We start from the raw sequence: 16243 nt of genomic DNA, 5'->3' as shown, positions 1-16243 counted from the left end.
GATTTTGATTGTAGTTTGAACTGGATGTTAAGTCGTATTGAAGTTAAATGGCGCTGAATTTTCAGTTACTTAGCTCGTAGAGAATGCAGAGACAACCAAAAGATGTCTCTGCTTTTTTTACCGTTTGGGGGAAAATATCTGACCTTCACTAGGCTAAAAACTCACCGCTATCCCGACTGAAGTACCTTGCACATGCTCACCAAATTGATAACGCAATACTAAGCGTGTTCGGGTAATGATAATGCCATATTGGCTGGAGTCGAGCTCTAGGCCAGCACCGAGTGAATTGAGAGCGTTAAAGCCTAATGCTCCGCGCATATCACCAAGATATTCTGTGCGGGCACACTCAAGCACATAGCGCAGGGGTTTATCTAACAGTGTTACTCCCGTCGGGGCACGCCAACGAGACCACAGGCTCAATAATTGGGCATTAACACTGCCCTGTAAGACTTCGGGGGTATCTCCAAAGCTGTTTAATTGAATATGGGTGTAACGAAACTCAACATCGATTTCATAGTCTGCGCGGTAGTGTTCGTAATCGAGAACCGCTGAACCACCTAGGCCATACGCGTCTAGGCTACCATTATCGAGGAACTCAAGTTCATCACCACTTTTGAATTCAATTGCAGAGCTGGCAACCTTTAAGTCGCTCGAGACACGGCCAAAGGAGAAATTGAACACAGGCCGAAATTTCAAATCCTCGACGATGGGGAAATCCCAGCCAATACCGCCAGTCAATGCGATGCTGTTCCATTTCGTGGGCAGCAGTTTTTCGGTTTCCCCATCACTGACGATAAAAGTCGGGTCGTAGCGACTGTAGCCTATCGTCCCTTCAAAGTAGAGCGGGACGTCTTGACTCAGGGTTGCGCCACCGCCCAGCGTGGTCATTGCGAGATCAGGATTGTTTTCCGGAGCATTACTCAATGAAAGCGAACCCGTTGTCACATCAGGAGTCAATGCAAAACTCATCACTCCCAAAGCCGCATTGGCTCGCTCTTGTAAACGAGCCTCCACTAAAGTGTTCGCTTCTACCGGCAGCGGATCCACCACGCAGGCGATCATCAAAGCGCAGTGAATAAATATGCCATTGAAAATCCTGTAAAACAGCTGTTTACATTTGACCATAGCTTATAAATTAGTCCACTGCAGTTGATGAATTAACCACTATGCAATTGATTTTCGGTTAGCTTTTCCAGTCCGTCAAGCTAGATAACGTCAGGCTGCACGATATTATTCACCCTTCGTACTTCATAACTGACTTAGCAACAAAAAAGCGAGTACTCAGTTCGCAGTACTCGCTTTTTGAAGGTTCGAATAAGATCTCGTTTAATGATGCTCAACCCGAGCATTAACGGTCACTTTAGCGTTATTTAGTACCAAAGATTTTATCGCCCGCATCGCCAAGACCTGGCAGGATATAACCTTTCTCGTTTAAGCATTTATCGATAGCGGCGGTGTATAACTCGATATCAGGATGCGCCGCTTCTAGGGCTTTAATCCCCTCAGGCGCAGCCACTAATACTAAGGCTTTGATTGAAGTACAACCGCGTTTTTTCAATAAATCCACGGTCGCAATCATAGAGCCGCCCGTTGCGAGCATAGGGTCGACAACAAGCGCAATACGCTCATTCAGATCACTGGCTAACTTTTCAAAATAAGGGACTGGCTCAAGGGTTTCTTCGTCACGGTAAATACCGACAACTGAGATACGCGCACTGGGAATATGCTCAAGTACGCCGTCCATCATGCCAAGGCCCGCACGTAAAATCGGCACCACAGTGACTTTTTTGCCTTTGATTTGGTCGACTTCAACCGGGCCATTCCAACCTTCAATCGTAACAGTTTCAGTTTCGAAATCTGCGGTAGCTTCATAGGTTAATAAACTACCCACTTCAGCGGCTAGCTCACGGAAACGTTTAGTGCTAATGTCACCTTCGCGCATTAGGCCGATTTTGTGACGCACTAAGGGATGTTTAACCTCGACAACTTTCATTTTTCTCTCCTACTTTTGTTCGCGTATTATCTTAGGCAAATTTTTCAGATTCTAGTTGATTTGTTTATTAGGTAAAACATAAAGTTTTGTCATTCGAGCTAATCGTGAGCAATCTCCCAAGATTAATTTCCTATTGCTTAAGATACACACATCTATTTACTGTTTTGTGACCAATCCCACGGCATCGAAAGTGAAATATCCCCCATTCGAGGCAAAAATCGCTCGCCAATTGGGATAAATCTAAATCATGACTTTCGACCCCTAGCACAAGCTGATAGAATACCGCCGCATAAAATCCAATAACGATGTACCCGAGAGGATCCTCCGTGAGCACTCCTACCCCACTGAGCTATAAAGATGCCGGCGTTGATATCGATGCAGGTAATGCACTGGTAAGTAACATTAAAGCTGCCGTTAAACGTACCCGTCGTCCAGAAGTTATGGGCAACTTAGGTGGTTTTGGCGCCCTGTGTGAAATCCCCACTAAATACAAACAACCTGTTTTAGTCTCTGGCACCGACGGTGTGGGCACTAAACTGCGTTTAGCCATCGACTATAAAAAACACGACACAGTCGGCATAGATTTAGTTGCCATGTGTGTGAACGACTTAATCGTTCAGGGCGCTGAGCCACTGTTTTTCCTCGATTACTACGCAACGGGTAAGCTAGATGTTGAAACGGCGACCTCTGTCGTCAACGGCATCGGCGAAGGTTGTTTTCAATCTGGTTGTGCATTAATTGGCGGTGAAACCGCTGAAATGCCAGGCATGTACGAAGGTGAAGATTACGACCTAGCAGGTTTCTGCGTGGGCGTGGTTGAAAAAGCCGACATCATTGATGGTAGCAAAGTGGCAGCGGGTGATGCGCTTATCGCATTAGCCTCGAGCGGCCCCCATTCAAATGGTTACTCTTTAGTACGTAAAGTATTAGAAGTGAGCCAAGCAGATCCTCAGCAGGATCTCAATGGTAAGCCATTGATCCAACATCTGTTAGAACCAACCAAAATTTACGTAAAATCATTGCTGAAGCTGATCGCAGCATCAGACGTCCATGCCATGGCACACATTACTGGCGGCGGCTTCTGGGAAAATATCCCCCGCGTACTGCCCGATAATTGCAAAGCGGTTATCCAAGGTGATTCATGGCAATGGCCTGCAGTTTTCAGTTGGTTAATGGAAAACGGCAACATTGCGCAGTATGAAATGTACCGTACCTTCAACTGTGGTGTTGGCATGATAGTCGCGCTACCTGCCGATAAAGTCGATGCCGCCCTTGAACTGCTCGCAGCCGAAGGCGAACAGGCTTGGCTTATCGGTGCTATCGCTGAACGCGAAGGCAATGAAGAGCAAGTGGAGATCCTGTAATGCCCCAGCGCTGTCGTGTAGTAGTATTAATTTCCGGAAATGGCAGTAACCTGCAAGCAATTATCGACGGTTGCGACGATAATCTGCAGGCCGAAGTTGTCGGAGTCATCAGTAATAAACCCGATGCCTATGGCCTAGTGCGCGCCCACCACGGCGAAATTGATACCAGCTGCGTGATAGCTCACCCAGGTGAGTCTCGCTCTGAATACGATGCACGTTTAATGACAGTGATTGAACAGTACCAGCCCGATTTAATCGTACTGGCAGGATTTATGCGCATTCTAACCGATGATTTTGTGAATCATTATCTAGGCCGAATGATCAACATCCATCCGTCACTGTTACCTAAATACACTGGCTTAAACACCCATCAACGTGCCATTGACGCCAAAGAGAGTGAACATGGTGCCAGCGTGCATTTTGTCACCCCAGAGTTAGATGCAGGCCCGGTGATCTTACAGGCTAAAGTCCCCGTCTATGAGGACGATACGGCGGAAATGCTCGCCGCCCGCGTGCATGAGCAAGAACATGCCATTTATCCTCTGGTGGTAAAATGGTTCAGCCATCAGCGCCTCAATATGCAAAACGGCCAAGCTTACCTCGATGGTAATCCTATCGGCCCGAGCGGTTACGCGCCTGATTAACATGACTTAGTCGCCAGTCGTAGCAAGATCACCAATAGAGACCTTAGGGTCTCTATTTTTTTAACTATTTTCTACAAAAGCATTGTTTTCTGGGGCAATGTGGCATTAGATAACTTAACGAAAAATGATTTTGCTCGGCATACAAGGGACTCTTTAGATGAAAAATATTATCTGCGATATCGATGGTGTACTACTGCACGACAATAAACTTATCCCCGGCAGCGACAAATTTATCCAGCGCATTTTAGCCCAAGGCAATCCTCTAGTGATCCTAACGAACTACCCGGTACAAACGGGTAAGGATCTGCAAAACCGTTTAAGCGCCGCCGGGATAGATATTCCTGAAGAATGCTTTTACACCTCCGCCATGGCCACCGCTGATTTTTTAAAACACCAAGAGGGCAGTAAAGCCTTTGTGATAGGTGAAGGCGCCCTCACCCATGAACTCTACAAAGCGGGTTTTACCATTACCGATATCAACCCCGACTTTGTGATTGTCGGTGAAACCCGCTCCTACAACTGGGATATGATCCATAAGGCAGCAGGGTTTGTCGCCCGCGGCGCGCGTTTTATTGCCACTAACCCCGACACCCACGGCCCAGCCTACAGCCCGGCCTGCGGCGCACTGTGCTCACCCATTGAACGTATAACTGGTAGAAAACCTTTCTATGTAGGCAAGCCAAGCGCATGGATTATTCGCTCGGCGCTTAATCATATCGATGGCCACTCTGAAAATACCGTCATCATAGGCGACAATATGCGCACCGATATTTTAGCGGGCTTCCAAGCAGGGCTTGAAACCATTCTAGTCACCAGTGGCGTGAGTAAACTTGAAGATATAGACAAAGAACCGTTCCGCCCAAACCATGTATTTGCCTGCGCGGGTGATATAGACGTTGTTTAAATCTTCATTTTAATTAAGCTCATTTGCCAATGTGTGCCCAGTGCTTACGGCGCTGGGCAATATAAACTAAATAGAAGCTGTTCAGAATTCTGTGTCAGGTTAATTTCACAGATCGATATGGTTTTCTAAGCGCCCCTTAAAGTGGATTAAAAGCTGCGATAATGTCAAATTCCAATTTTGGATGAAGTGGCTAGTAACACCTCTAGAACGGCATCACAAACCTCATTGTAAAACAGCCAGTTACCCCTCCCTACTTCTTGCCATATCCGCATAACGAGATAGAATGCTTCTAATAACATTGTTTTGTGAGGCATTGATGGACAAGCAAGAGATTATCAAAGAGCTAACAAAATTTAGAGAGCGTTTAGTAGACGAAGTCGTCGTAGCAGCCTACCAAAAACGCAGTAAAGAATTTGGAGAACAACGCTTCAGTGCTTGGCAGAGAGCATTACATCAATACTTCAAAAAGCAATTACCAAGAGCAATTAAAAACTACAATCAATTATTCTCTCCATATGAAATTTATCAAACTAGGTATGGGGAGTCGGATGCTGACTACTTTATTAGAAACACGGGTATCAAAGTTGATTCATTTTTAGATTCGTTAATTCTTGATATACAAAATAATGAGTATGATTTCACTCCAATCAATAAGGAAGTTAAACAAGTGGAAACAACACCCAAAGAAAAATCCAAAAATGTCTTTATTGTTCACGGCCATAACAACGAAGTTAAGCATGAAACGGCACGATTTATCCAAAAGCTAGGTTTTGAGCCAATCATTCTTCACGAACAAGCTAGTGGTGGAAGCACTACAATCATCGAGAAAATCGAAGAGTATTCTGATACTACAGATTTCGCTATCGTTCTATACACTGCAGATGACTTAGGTGAGGTAAAAGCGCAAGCAGAAACCGGCAACCTAAAAGCTAGAGCAAGACAAAACGTTGTCTTTGAACATGGTTTATTGATAGGTAAGCTAACTCGAAAAAATGTAGTTCCCTTAGTTGCTGAGGGTATTGAAATACCAAATGATATTAGTGGTGTTGTATACATTAGAGAAGACTGGAAAACAAAAATTGCATTAGAAATGAAGAAAGCTGGCTATGATGTTGATATGAATAAACTTTACTAGTTACCACTAGAGTGGGGTCCCTTGCTAAACACATCATAAAATTGTTGTGATACTAATGGTTAACTCATTTTATCAGGCTTGCTCATTACCAATATCAACCCCGACTTTGTGATTGTCGGTAAAACCCGCTCCTACAATTGGGAAATATGACCTATGCAATTCGCCTCGCCCAAAGGCGTATTGCATAGGGTAAAGCAACATTAAGTAACACATTCCTCTGCCGCTCAGCCTTGTGACTCACAGCCGCTTGCTTCATGATAAGCCTCGCTTCCGATTGACTAACAGAAATCTTAAATTTCTTAATTAAAACAACAGTAGGATTAACCTATGCGACGTCTGTACCCTTTTTGCGCGCTAGCCATGCTCAGTGCCTGCAGCCCGAATGCACCAGAGTCCGATAGCAACAGCACCTTGGCTGAGCTTAAACCAGTGCAGTTTAATGAAGCGCGCTTTAGAAATGATATTAAAGCCCTGTCATCCGACGAATTTGAAGGCCGCGCCCCAACCACTCACGGTGAAAAACTGACCTTAGATTATTTGACCAAAGCCTTTACCGAGATGGGACTCAAGGGCGCGTACCAAGGCAGTTTTTTACAACCTGTGCCTATGGTGAGCTATACCGCTGATGAAGCGCAGCAAGTCACGCTGGCAGGTTTACCCTTTCAATACCGAAAAGATCTGGTGCTTAGCAGTCGCCACGATAACGGGGGTGTGAATATTGAAAACGCGCCATTAGTTTTTGTCGGCTATGGTGTGAATGCCCCCGAATATGATTGGAATGATTACCAAGATCTCGATATGAAAGGCAAAATCGCGGTGATCTTAATCAATGATCCCGGTTTTGCCCGCCCAGATTCTGGGAAGTTTAACGGCAAGGCCATGACCTATTACGGCCGCTGGAGCTATAAGTTTGAGGAAGCGAGCCGCCAAGGCGCACTCGGCGCATTAATTATCCATGATACTGAGCCCGCCTCTTACCCTTGGTCTGTGGTAGAAAATAGCTGGACTGGGCCACAGCAAGATCTGGTGCTGAGTAAAGTCGAACAAGATAGCCGTATCCAAGTCGAAGGCTGGCTTACATTGGACGCAGCAACCCAGCTGTTTGATAAAGCGGGTTTATCACTGCCGAGCTTGATGGCGCGTGCCGCCGACAGCCCAATTAATGTCCCCCTTGAGCAAACGGCCAGCATCGCCTTTAACAATAAAGCCGAATACGCCAATAGCTACAATGTGGTCGCCACGCTTCCCGGCAACACACAAGCCGAGGAGCAAATTCTGTTTACCGCCCACTGGGATCACATAGGTAAAGATGAAACTAAAGCAGGCGATCAGATTTATAACGGTGCTATGGACAATGCCTCGGGAACTGCCGGTATTCTCGAAATCGCCAGACAATTAGCCGACAAGGCCAAACAAGGCCACGGTTTAGCGCGCTCGGTCACCTTTATTGCCACCACAGGTGAAGAACAGGGCTTACTCGGTTCACGCTATTACGCCGCTAATCCCCTTTATCCAATCGATAAAACCGTGGCGGTATTAAACCTCGACAGCACTAATATCTACGGTAAAACCAAGGACTTTACCATAGTCGGTAAAGGTAAGTCTGAGTTAGAAACCTACCTTATCGATGCGGCGACACAACAGAATCGCATCGCCATGGGTGAGAAAAATCCCGCTTCGGGCGGTTTCTTCCGTTCAGATCATTTCAGCTTTGCCAAACTTGGCGTGCCAGCGGTATTTGCTGGCGGCGGTAGCGAACCCATAGATGAGGCCACCGCAACCTACAAAGCCCAAATGCAAGCGACGATGAAGGGCTGTTATCACAATCTTTGCGATGAATACCGTGAAGATTGGGATTTAAGCGGCGCGCTGCAAGACTTGCAAGTCTACTACCAAGTCACGCGCACCTTAGGCAACAGTAAAGATTGGCCGGGATATTATCAAGGCACAGAGTTTAATAGCCTGCGCCCTGCCCAAACAACCTTAGAGACGGCGGCTAAATAGTTCAGTGACTTTTTGCTAAAGCCTGCTCGGTTAGTCGTCTCTTATTGGCGCCTGCTAGTCGCACCTTCGAAATAAAGCGCCATATCAACCAACGAGGTAAAACGCCAAACAAAATCGAAAAGCACGTGAACCATTCACGTGCTTTTTTGTTTTCAGCTCACAAAAAAATGCCGTTATCACTAAATTCCTATCCCACCGCGTCATTATGAAAAGGCTTATGCCGGCTTTTGATATCAAACTCGACGGATTAACTGATTAAAAATAAAACACTTAAACCTGTGGGCTCGACATTTACGATCTTTTTCGCAGTTTTTCTCTCATCGGCACTTTTTTAAAGCACATTGTGAATTCCCCAAAACTCTTCGCGCCAAATCAAGCAATAAAAGCAAACCATCAAAAATAACTCAAATTTATTGAATTATTCTCAATTAAAATCGTTAAATACAAACAACTAAATCAACAAAAACACCAATAAACAGATAAAACATCAAAAATAGTGTTTGGCAAAACGCTAAATTGCTGGCACATTAAACCTCAATTGAGACATCCTCAAATGACAGACAGTGTGGGAGTTGTACTATGTGTTCAATCTTTTCGATTTTAGATATCCAATCCGATGCCAAACAACTGCGCCAAGTCGCGCTGGAAATGTCTAAGCTCATGCGCCACCGCGGCCCTGACTGGTCAGGTATTTATGCCAGTGATAAGGCGATTCTTGCCCACGAGCGTTTAGCGATTGTTGACATTGAACACGGTGCCCAGCCGCTGCTGACTGAAGATGGCAGTTTGATCCTCGCGGTCAACGGCGAAATCTATAACCATAAAGAACTCAAAGCCCAGCTAGGTGATAAGTACAGCTATCAAACCAACTCTGACTGCGAAGTGATCTTGGCGCTATATCAAGAATACGGTACGCAATTCCTTGATAAATTAAACGGTATCTTCGCCTTTGTGTTATATGACAAAGCCCAAGATTGCTACCTAATTGGCCGCGATCACATGGGTATCATCCCGCTATACACGGGCCGTGACGCTGCGGGTAACTTCTATGTTGCCTCGGAAATGAAAGCCCTGATGCCGGTATGTAAAACCGTAGAAGAATTCCAACCTGGCCAGTATCTCTATTCAAAAGATGCTGAAGCCGTTAAATACTACACTCGCGATTGGCAAAGCTATGATGCGGTTAAAGATAACCCAGCCAGCCAAGAAGAATTGCGTGATGCGTTAGAAGCGGCGGTCAAGCGCCAATTAATGTCTGACGTGCCCTATGGCGTGTTGCTCTCGGGCGGCTTAGATTCATCGGTGATTTCAGCCATTACCCAAACCTTTGCCAAACGCCGCATTGAAGATGACGGTGAAACGGGCGCTTGGTGGCCGCAGCTACACTCCTTTGCGGTCGGTCTTAAGGGCGCACCGGATTTAATCGCCGCCAAAAAAGTCGCCGATGCGATTGGCACCATTCACCATGAGATCAACTTTACCTTCCAAGAAGGCTTAGATGCGATTAAAGAAGTGATCTACCACCTAGAAACCTACGATGTCACCACCATACGTGCTGCCACGCCAATGTATTTAATGGCGCGTAAAATCAAAGCCATGGGCATTAAGATGGTGTTGTCGGGTGAAGGTGCTGACGAGCTATTTGGCGGCTACTTATACTTCCACAAGGCGCCAAACGCACAGGCATTCCACGAGGAGTTGGTTCGCAAACTCGATAAACTGCATCTGTTCGACTGCCTGCGTGCCAACAAAGCCATGGCCGCCTGGGGATTAGAGGCCCGCGTGCCCTTCCTCGATAAAGAGTTTATGGATGTGGCGATGCGCATCAACCCTGAAGCGAAAATGTCTAAGGATGGCCGTATTGAGAAACACATTCTGCGTAAAGCCTTTGAGCACAAATTGCCAAAAGAAGTGGCATGGCGTCAGAAGGAGCAATTCAGTGACGGCGTAGGCTACTCTTGGATTGACGGTTTGAAAGAACATGCCGCGGCACAAGTCGATGATTTGCAACTGGCAAATGCGAAATTCCGTTTCCCCTATAACACGCCAGAAACCAAAGAGGCTTACTTCTATCGCTGCTTCTTTGAGGAACACTATCCATTGAGCGGCGCCGCTGAAACAGTTCCAGGTGGAAAATCCGTCGCCTGTTCAACGCCAGAAGCATTGGCTTGGGATGAAAGCCTACGCGGTATTATCGACCCATCGGGCCGCGCCGTACGCTCAGTGCATACCGCAAGTTATTAATGGTCTAACATTGAAGGACTTGGTTAATAAACTAGGTTGATGAGCTAGATTGATGAGCTAAGTTAATTAACTAGATTGATACAGCCAACCACCAGCGCCACCCTAGGGTGGCACTGGTATTTTGATGCTTTTTACTTTTATTGCTTACTCACGTGCAAAATGGTGACTTAGCTAAAATACCAAACTAGGCCGACAGCGCACTGAATGGCTGGATTTGAGAGTTAACTTGAGAGTGAGCTTGAATGTGGGTTTGAGTGTGAACGTTAGTATGTTGAGTTTGAAAATAAGCATTACTCTGCGTCAACGCCATCGGATCTTGGGTTAAAAACTGCTTTCCAGCACTCAGCCCAGCATGGTAATCATGGCGTAAATCCGCATCGGTACTGCCCAGCAATTTACTCTGCAAATTTTCAGCGGCAAAAATCTGCACTATCTCCACATCCTCTGGCGGATTAGCGATAAACGCCAATTCTTCCTGATAGGCTTGTTCGTGCTGCACTAAGTAATCTATGGTTTTCGGACAAAAGCCAGAAACACAAATCCAAGATTTTAATTTGTGAACCCATGCCGATTGCGCCTGAAAATCCTCACTCACAGTACGGATCACCACAATTTTGCGGGCACCACGACGATAGGCCTCACGCACAGGTAAAGGCGCCGCTAAACCGCCGTCGAGATAAAAATCACTATCGATATCTTCGCTTAATGCTTCGCTGTGATTAGCCGCGCCGTTATTACAGGCCTTGTCACTATTACAGGCGTTATCACTCAGCCAAGGCGTGAGTTTCACCCCTTGTTTATACAGAAATGGTAATGCGCTAGAAGCTTTAAGCAATTCGCGCCACTGGCTTTTACTGCTTGGACTTAAAAAATAACCCTTGCGATCACTGGCATTCGTAGTGGTGATCAGTAACTGCCGATGACCGAGTGAGGCTGTCGCCGCGTTAAGATCTAATTTAAACATCCCCTGTCGAGTCTGCTCAAAATACCAATCTAAATCGACCACGTTACCGCCGACTAACCCGCGACCGAGTCGATAGAAGCGTTTATGGCGTGATAAACCGCGGATCAAGCGTTTGGCATAACCCTTTTGTCTAGCTAAAAAGCTGGTTAAATTTTGCGAACCTGCCGACGTGCCGATAAATAAATCAAAGGGATCGAATCCGCCATCGAGCCAAGCATCGAGCACGCCTGCGGTGAAAATTCCGCGCTGACCACCACCTTCTGCGATCAGGGCTACCTGTGGGCTAGCGTTAGCTTGAGCGTATTTGGAGGCGAAGTGACTGACGGCGTGCATAGGAAACCTTATCGAATAATTCATATAAGGCGAGTCTAAACAAGCTGCATGAGAAAGGATAACGGATAGAAGCTATCATCTTAATAGATAAACACTATTAAGATGATAAGCCACACAAGGTTAATCCATGCTAAAGGCACGAATACTGACAGAGAGCTACGGCGATTATACGCGCAAGATTGACCGATTCGCTCAAGCTTGTTCATCATCCTTAACAAACAAGCTCTTTGCACATCAATGCATTAAAACTTATGACTCAGTTCAAGCGTGATGTTGCGCGGCTCACCGGGGAAATGGCCATTACGTTCGCTAAAACCACTGACGGCATATTCTTTGTCGAAGATATTTTTAAGATTTAAGCGCACTTGAGTTTGGTCCCATTGGGTCGTCCAGCTCATATCAAAAATCGTATGGGCCTTCACCGTTTGGCCATCGAGGCTGAACTGCTCGCCCACGTAATCCATGCCAAAGGCAATCGCCGAATCGAGTGCATTGATATCGTAACGGGTCCATATCCCCGCTTGATGACGCGGCGCATTGGCAAAATGTTTACTATCAAAGGTATTGGTTAAACTGTCGTTCGTTACCCCTTTAATCACTTCGGTCTCGTTATAGGCATAGTTTGCCGTGACAGTCAGGTTATCGGTTAAATCCCCCACCAGCGTCCATTCGAGGCCTTGACTGCGCACTTCACCCAAATTAAGCAAAGCGGGAATACCATCGTCATCGCCTGCATCTAATGGATTGGCTTGGGCAACATTTTGCTTTTCAATGCGATACACAGCGAGCGTAGTCATAAACTGGCCATCAAGCCATTCATTTTTCATCCCAAGTTCAATTTGATTACCCGTTTCAGGATCGAGGAAACCGTCAGCAATATCTTGTGCTTGATCGGTTAAGGATGCTGGATTAAAGCTCTCTGAGTAATTCAAATAAAAGGACATTGAATCGATTGGGCGATAATTAAGCCCAGCCCTTGGCGTTATCGCATTGTCGCTGAAGGAGAAACCGGTCTTTTTATCATAATCATCAAACTGGCTGAAACGCAGACCGGCAATCAATGACCACTGCTCATTAAAGTGCAGATGTTCCTGTACATAAATGCCATAGCGGTTAGCGCGAGTGCCATCGGTATTTTTGTCTTGCAGTGTGTAAGTACTTGGGTCAGTTTCACCATAATTAAGGTCAAAAATATTCAGGTTGCCGACACCTGTTTTATCAGTCGCCAGCTTGTAACTGTATTCGGTTTCCACATAGTGATAGTCGCCGCCGAACAGGAATTCATGTTCAAAACCTAAGGCATCGAATGCGTAGACAAAATCATTAGTTAAACTGATTTCATCATTAGCCCTTGATTGTACGCGGTATTCTCGCTTAATGGTGCCATCTGCACTATTGGCTTTACCATCACCATTTACATCGACCCAACCCCTCGATTCATGGTATTGCTGATCCGAATCATTATTCAGATAGCGGACCTGGGTCTTGACCGAGAAGTTATCGGTAAATTGATGATCGAGAATCGCTTGCAGCACCAGCGCATCCATCTTCTGGAAGTCACTCTTCTCATTGGCATTATAGGATGGAGCTACAAGGAAATTGCCCGCATCATCCACTGGCACGCCGCGTAGCCGATTGCCACCTAAATCCTGCTTAATAATATCGAAGGTGGTGGTGAGCTTAGTATCATCACTAATTTCGTAGAGTAACCCACCCGCAACTTCGGCATTTTGGCTATCGGCATTATTGCGAAAGCTATCTTCCTGTTGATAGTAGGCGCCAAAGCGATAGGCGAGATTTTGAGTAAGACCGCCAGTTAAATCCAGCGAGCCCCCCATCATATCCTCGCTGCCCGTGCTTAATGTCAGCTCCTTGCTCTCGACAAAGGTCGGTTTTTTAGTGACATAGTTGATCATGCCGCCGGGTTCACCGCCGCCATAGAGTGCCGATGCAGGGCCTTTTAACACTTCAACCCGCTGCACATTAAAGAGTTGCGGCACAGAAAATCCCGAATAAGGGTCACCCCTTACCCCATCATAAAACACGTTGGCATCGTCGCGAAAACCACGAAAGGTCACGCCGGAATAACTAAACTCACTCACGCCCGCGATTGAGCGGTATAAATCGGTAATATTGCGCGCCGCTTGGTCAACGATTAACTGCTCGGTCAGCACTTGCACCGACTGCGGCAATTCCATCACATTAATGGCCGTCTTAGTGCCAACCGTGGTTTCTTTATCGACGTACATTTGCATTGCGCGGCCATGGACAGCAATGCGTTCAGGCGTCACTAACTTAGCGTCAGGTTCAGAGGCATCATCTGCAGGAATAACATCAGACAGAACCGTATCCGAGCTAGGGTCGATGTCACTTTTTGATGGTTTTTCAGTGGCAAACACCCAAGAGTGTTGAACTAAAGCGAGTGCGATTAATGAATAGGCGAAACGAGATTTCACAAAATACCCCGGCATATTGAGCAAACCTTCGGTTTACCCTTGTCATATTAAATGGGTCGTCATTATAAAGTTTGACGCGAAGATGACAATAATTCTCATTTAAATTTACATGCACGGGATTTTTTTACAATTGTAAAGACAGGGTTAGCCTTAGCGGCTCCATTCTCGCCACGGATAAATCACTCCCTTTTCTATATAAAGCCAGTGAAACTCTCAATAAAACAACCTGTAAAGCCCTCAATAAAAAAGCCAGCATGCTAATGCTGGCTCTGAAGATGTTTTAACAAAGCTAAGTTAAAAAATACTTTCATCAAGCGATGTTAGCATCTCACTCGCCTGCTCAATTTGCTTACGCAGACTGCGACCTTGCACCGCCCAGTAAGCCATATAAAAATCGGCGGTTTTCAATTTGGCCTGATAAAACGCCGTTTCTTCGGAGCCCTGCTCTAGTGCCGCTAATGCCACCGCGGCACTTCTGGCCCACATCCACGCCAGCGCAGTCACCCCAAACAACTCCAGATATGCCATAGACGCTGCGCCGATAATGTCAGGATTGGTCGCAGCTTGTGCAGCTAAATAACCGCTAGCCTTTTGCAAATCACCCGCACAGTCCATTAAACCACTCACGTAAGGTTGCATAGCCGCATTGGTGCTATGTGACTTAATAAACTCTGTCACTAACGCTGACCATTGCTGCATGGCCGCGCCGCGGTCGCTAAGCAGCTTACGGCCCACTAAATCCAATGCCTGAATACCGTTAGTGCCTTCATAAATCAGTGCAATACGGCTATCACGCACAAATTGCTCCATTCCCCACTCATGGATATAACCATGTCCACCAAACACTTGCTGCGCATCGACACAGGCATTAAAGCCGCGATTAGTGATAAAACCTTTCACTACGGGTGTAAACAGTGCCGCTAATTGGGAGGCAACTTTGGCTTTGGCGGGATCGGTATGGCGCTCAGCTTCATCTAGCCACAAAGCTTGTTGTCCAACTAAGGCTCTTGCGCCCTCATTAAAGGCTTTTTGCGACAGCAACATACGGCGCACATCGCCGTGAACCAAAATCGGATCGGCAGCTTTTTCGGGAGCTTTGGCACCGCTTAAGGCGCGGCTCTGTAATCTGTCTTTGGCATAGGCCAGCGCATTTTGATAGGCAATCTCAGACACTCCCAGCCCTTGTACGCCAACCCCTAAACGCGCTTGGTTCATCATAGTAAACATGGCGCGCAGCCCTTGGTGTGGCTCGCCTACAAGCTCGCCCAATGCCCCTTCAAATACCATCACACAGGTGGAGTTACCGTGAATCCCCATCTTATGTTCAAGGCCACTGGCATATAAAGTGTTCGGCGCACCAAGGCTACCATCGCTATTCACTAATACTTTAGGCACGGCGAACAAGGATATGCCCTTCACGCCTTCAGGCGCATCGGGCAAGCGGGCTAATACGAGGTGTACTATGTTGTCGGTGAGTTGGTGATCGCCTGATGAGATAAAAATCTTCTCGCCGGTAATCGCAAAAACGCCTTCGGATACTGGCACGGCTTTCGTGCGTAATAAGGCTAAGTCAGTACCGGCGTGGGACTCTGTCAAGTTCATGGTTCCTGTCCATTCACCGCTAACCAGTTTACTCAAATATTTTTGCTTAAGTGCATCACTGCCGTGGGCATGGATGGCGGCATAAGCGCCATGGGTCAAACCAGGATACATGGCAAAGGCCATGTTGGTTGCCGTTTGCATTTCTGTTGCAAAAATCCCCACCACTTCGGGCAAACCTTGGCCGCCATATTCGGGATCGCAGGTCAGCGTCGGCCAGCCATTATCGACAAACTGCCGATAGGCGTTATCAAAACCCTCAGGCGTCATCACCTTACCATCGACCAACTTACAACCCTGCAGATCGCCCACACTATTGAGCGGTAACATAACTTCGGTACTAAAGTCGGCCATCCCCTGCAGAATAGCATCAACCAGATCTGGGTCGATTTCATCGAACCCCTTAAGTGCATCTTGCTGATAAATATGTAACATCTCATCGAGGATAAATTGATAGTCGCGCAGCGGCGCTTGATAAACTGGCATAATCGCTTCCCTTTTCTTGTTAGATTGCAACTCAACTAAGTGATCTGACCACTTTAGTGCTCTGACCACTTTAGCTAAATTTGTTGAAAAAGGAAGCACTAGATCCCAAGGAAAGTG

At 46.5% G+C, this 16243-nt stretch carries 11 protein-coding genes; 6 read left to right on the top strand and 5 right to left on the bottom strand.

Annotated features, from left to right (window positions below; all coding sequences use genetic code 11):
* Window positions 1-153 precede the first annotated feature (153 nt).
* Window positions 154-1125 carry a hypothetical protein gene (locus JFT56_RS07775; RefSeq protein WP_198783089.1) on the bottom strand — a complete coding sequence of 324 codons (972 nt, stop codon included), beginning with the start codon at window positions 1123-1125 and terminating at the stop codon, window positions 154-156.
* A gap of 241 nt (window positions 1126-1366) precedes the next feature.
* Complete coding sequence (upp, locus tag JFT56_RS07770; protein WP_198783088.1) at window positions 1367-1993, bottom strand: uracil phosphoribosyltransferase; 627 nt, start codon at window positions 1991-1993, stop codon at window positions 1367-1369.
* A gap of 326 nt (window positions 1994-2319) precedes the next feature.
* Between upp and purM the strand changes: the two genes are divergently transcribed.
* From purM to asnB, 6 genes are all read left to right on the top strand, one after another.
* Window positions 2320-3357 carry a phosphoribosylformylglycinamidine cyclo-ligase gene (gene purM / locus JFT56_RS07765; protein WP_198783087.1) on the top strand — a complete coding sequence of 346 codons (1038 nt, stop codon included), beginning with the start codon at window positions 2320-2322 and terminating at the stop codon, window positions 3355-3357.
* Window positions 3357-4001, top strand: a complete 645-nt coding sequence (gene purN, locus JFT56_RS07760) for a phosphoribosylglycinamide formyltransferase (protein ID WP_198783086.1) — start codon at window positions 3357-3359, stop codon at window positions 3999-4001. Before purM ends, purN begins: the two co-directional genes overlap by 1 nt.
* Before the next feature lie 157 nt (window positions 4002-4158).
* Window positions 4159-4905, top strand: a complete 747-nt coding sequence (locus JFT56_RS07755; RefSeq protein WP_198783085.1) for an HAD-IIA family hydrolase — start codon at window positions 4159-4161, stop codon at window positions 4903-4905.
* Between the two features lie 316 nt (window positions 4906-5221).
* Window positions 5222-6040 (top strand): TIR domain-containing protein, encoded by an 819-nt coding sequence (locus JFT56_RS07750; protein WP_025008262.1) that lies wholly within the window; start codon window positions 5222-5224, stop codon window positions 6038-6040.
* Window positions 6041-6367: 327 nt separating this feature from the next.
* Window positions 6368-8044: a M28 family metallopeptidase gene (locus JFT56_RS07745; protein ID WP_198783084.1), complete on the top strand. Its 1677-nt coding sequence runs from the start codon at window positions 6368-6370 to the stop codon at window positions 8042-8044.
* 579 nt (window positions 8045-8623) lie between these two features.
* Window positions 8624-10288: an asparagine synthase B gene (gene asnB / locus JFT56_RS07740; protein WP_198783083.1), complete on the top strand. Its 1665-nt coding sequence runs from the start codon at window positions 8624-8626 to the stop codon at window positions 10286-10288.
* Window positions 10289-10472: 184 nt separating this feature from the next.
* Here asnB and JFT56_RS07735 read toward each other — a convergent pair whose 3' ends face one another.
* The 3 genes from JFT56_RS07735 to JFT56_RS07725 all read right to left on the bottom strand — a co-directional run bounded on the left by JFT56_RS07735 (window position 10473) and on the right by JFT56_RS07725 (window position 16126).
* Window positions 10473-11585 (bottom strand): patatin-like phospholipase family protein, encoded by a 1113-nt coding sequence (locus JFT56_RS07735; protein ID WP_198783082.1) that lies wholly within the window; start codon window positions 11583-11585, stop codon window positions 10473-10475.
* A gap of 242 nt (window positions 11586-11827) precedes the next feature.
* Window positions 11828-14041: a TonB-dependent siderophore receptor gene (locus tag JFT56_RS07730; protein ID WP_198783081.1), complete on the bottom strand. Its 2214-nt coding sequence runs from the start codon at window positions 14039-14041 to the stop codon at window positions 11828-11830.
* A gap of 294 nt (window positions 14042-14335) precedes the next feature.
* On the bottom strand, window positions 14336-16126 hold the full coding sequence (locus tag JFT56_RS07725; protein WP_198783080.1) for an acyl-CoA dehydrogenase C-terminal domain-containing protein: 1791 nt from the start codon (window positions 16124-16126) through the stop codon (window positions 14336-14338).
* Window positions 16127-16243: the final 117 nt, after the last annotated feature.

This window comes from Shewanella putrefaciens (genome assembly GCF_016406305.1).
GTDB classification, from domain to species: Bacteria; Pseudomonadota; Gammaproteobacteria; order Enterobacterales; family Shewanellaceae; genus Shewanella; species Shewanella putrefaciens_C.
This window is presented reverse-complemented; position numbering and strand designations above follow the sequence as displayed.

Excerpts from the sequence above, each read along its gene's own strand:
- JFT56_RS07725 (WP_198783080.1), bottom strand. The coding sequence starts at position 16,126 with ATGCCAGTTTATCAAGCGCCGCTGCGCGACTATCAATTTATCCTCGAT.
- upp (WP_198783088.1), bottom strand. The coding sequence starts at position 1,993 with ATGAAAGTTGTCGAGGTTAAACATCCCTTAGTGCGTCACAAAATCGGC.
- asnB (WP_198783083.1), top strand. The coding sequence starts at position 8,624 with ATGTGTTCAATCTTTTCGATTTTAGATATCCAATCCGATGCCAAACAA.
- purN (WP_198783086.1), top strand. The coding sequence starts at position 3,357 with ATGCCCCAGCGCTGTCGTGTAGTAGTATTAATTTCCGGAAATGGCAGT.
- JFT56_RS07745 (WP_198783084.1), top strand. The coding sequence starts at position 6,368 with ATGCGACGTCTGTACCCTTTTTGCGCGCTAGCCATGCTCAGTGCCTGC.
- JFT56_RS07755 (WP_198783085.1), top strand. The coding sequence starts at position 4,159 with ATGAAAAATATTATCTGCGATATCGATGGTGTACTACTGCACGACAAT.
- JFT56_RS07735 (WP_198783082.1), bottom strand. The coding sequence starts at position 11,585 with ATGCACGCCGTCAGTCACTTCGCCTCCAAATACGCTCAAGCTAACGCT.
- JFT56_RS07750 (WP_025008262.1), top strand. The coding sequence starts at position 5,222 with ATGGACAAGCAAGAGATTATCAAAGAGCTAACAAAATTTAGAGAGCGT.
- JFT56_RS07775 (WP_198783089.1), bottom strand. The coding sequence starts at position 1,125 with ATGGTCAAATGTAAACAGCTGTTTTACAGGATTTTCAATGGCATATTT.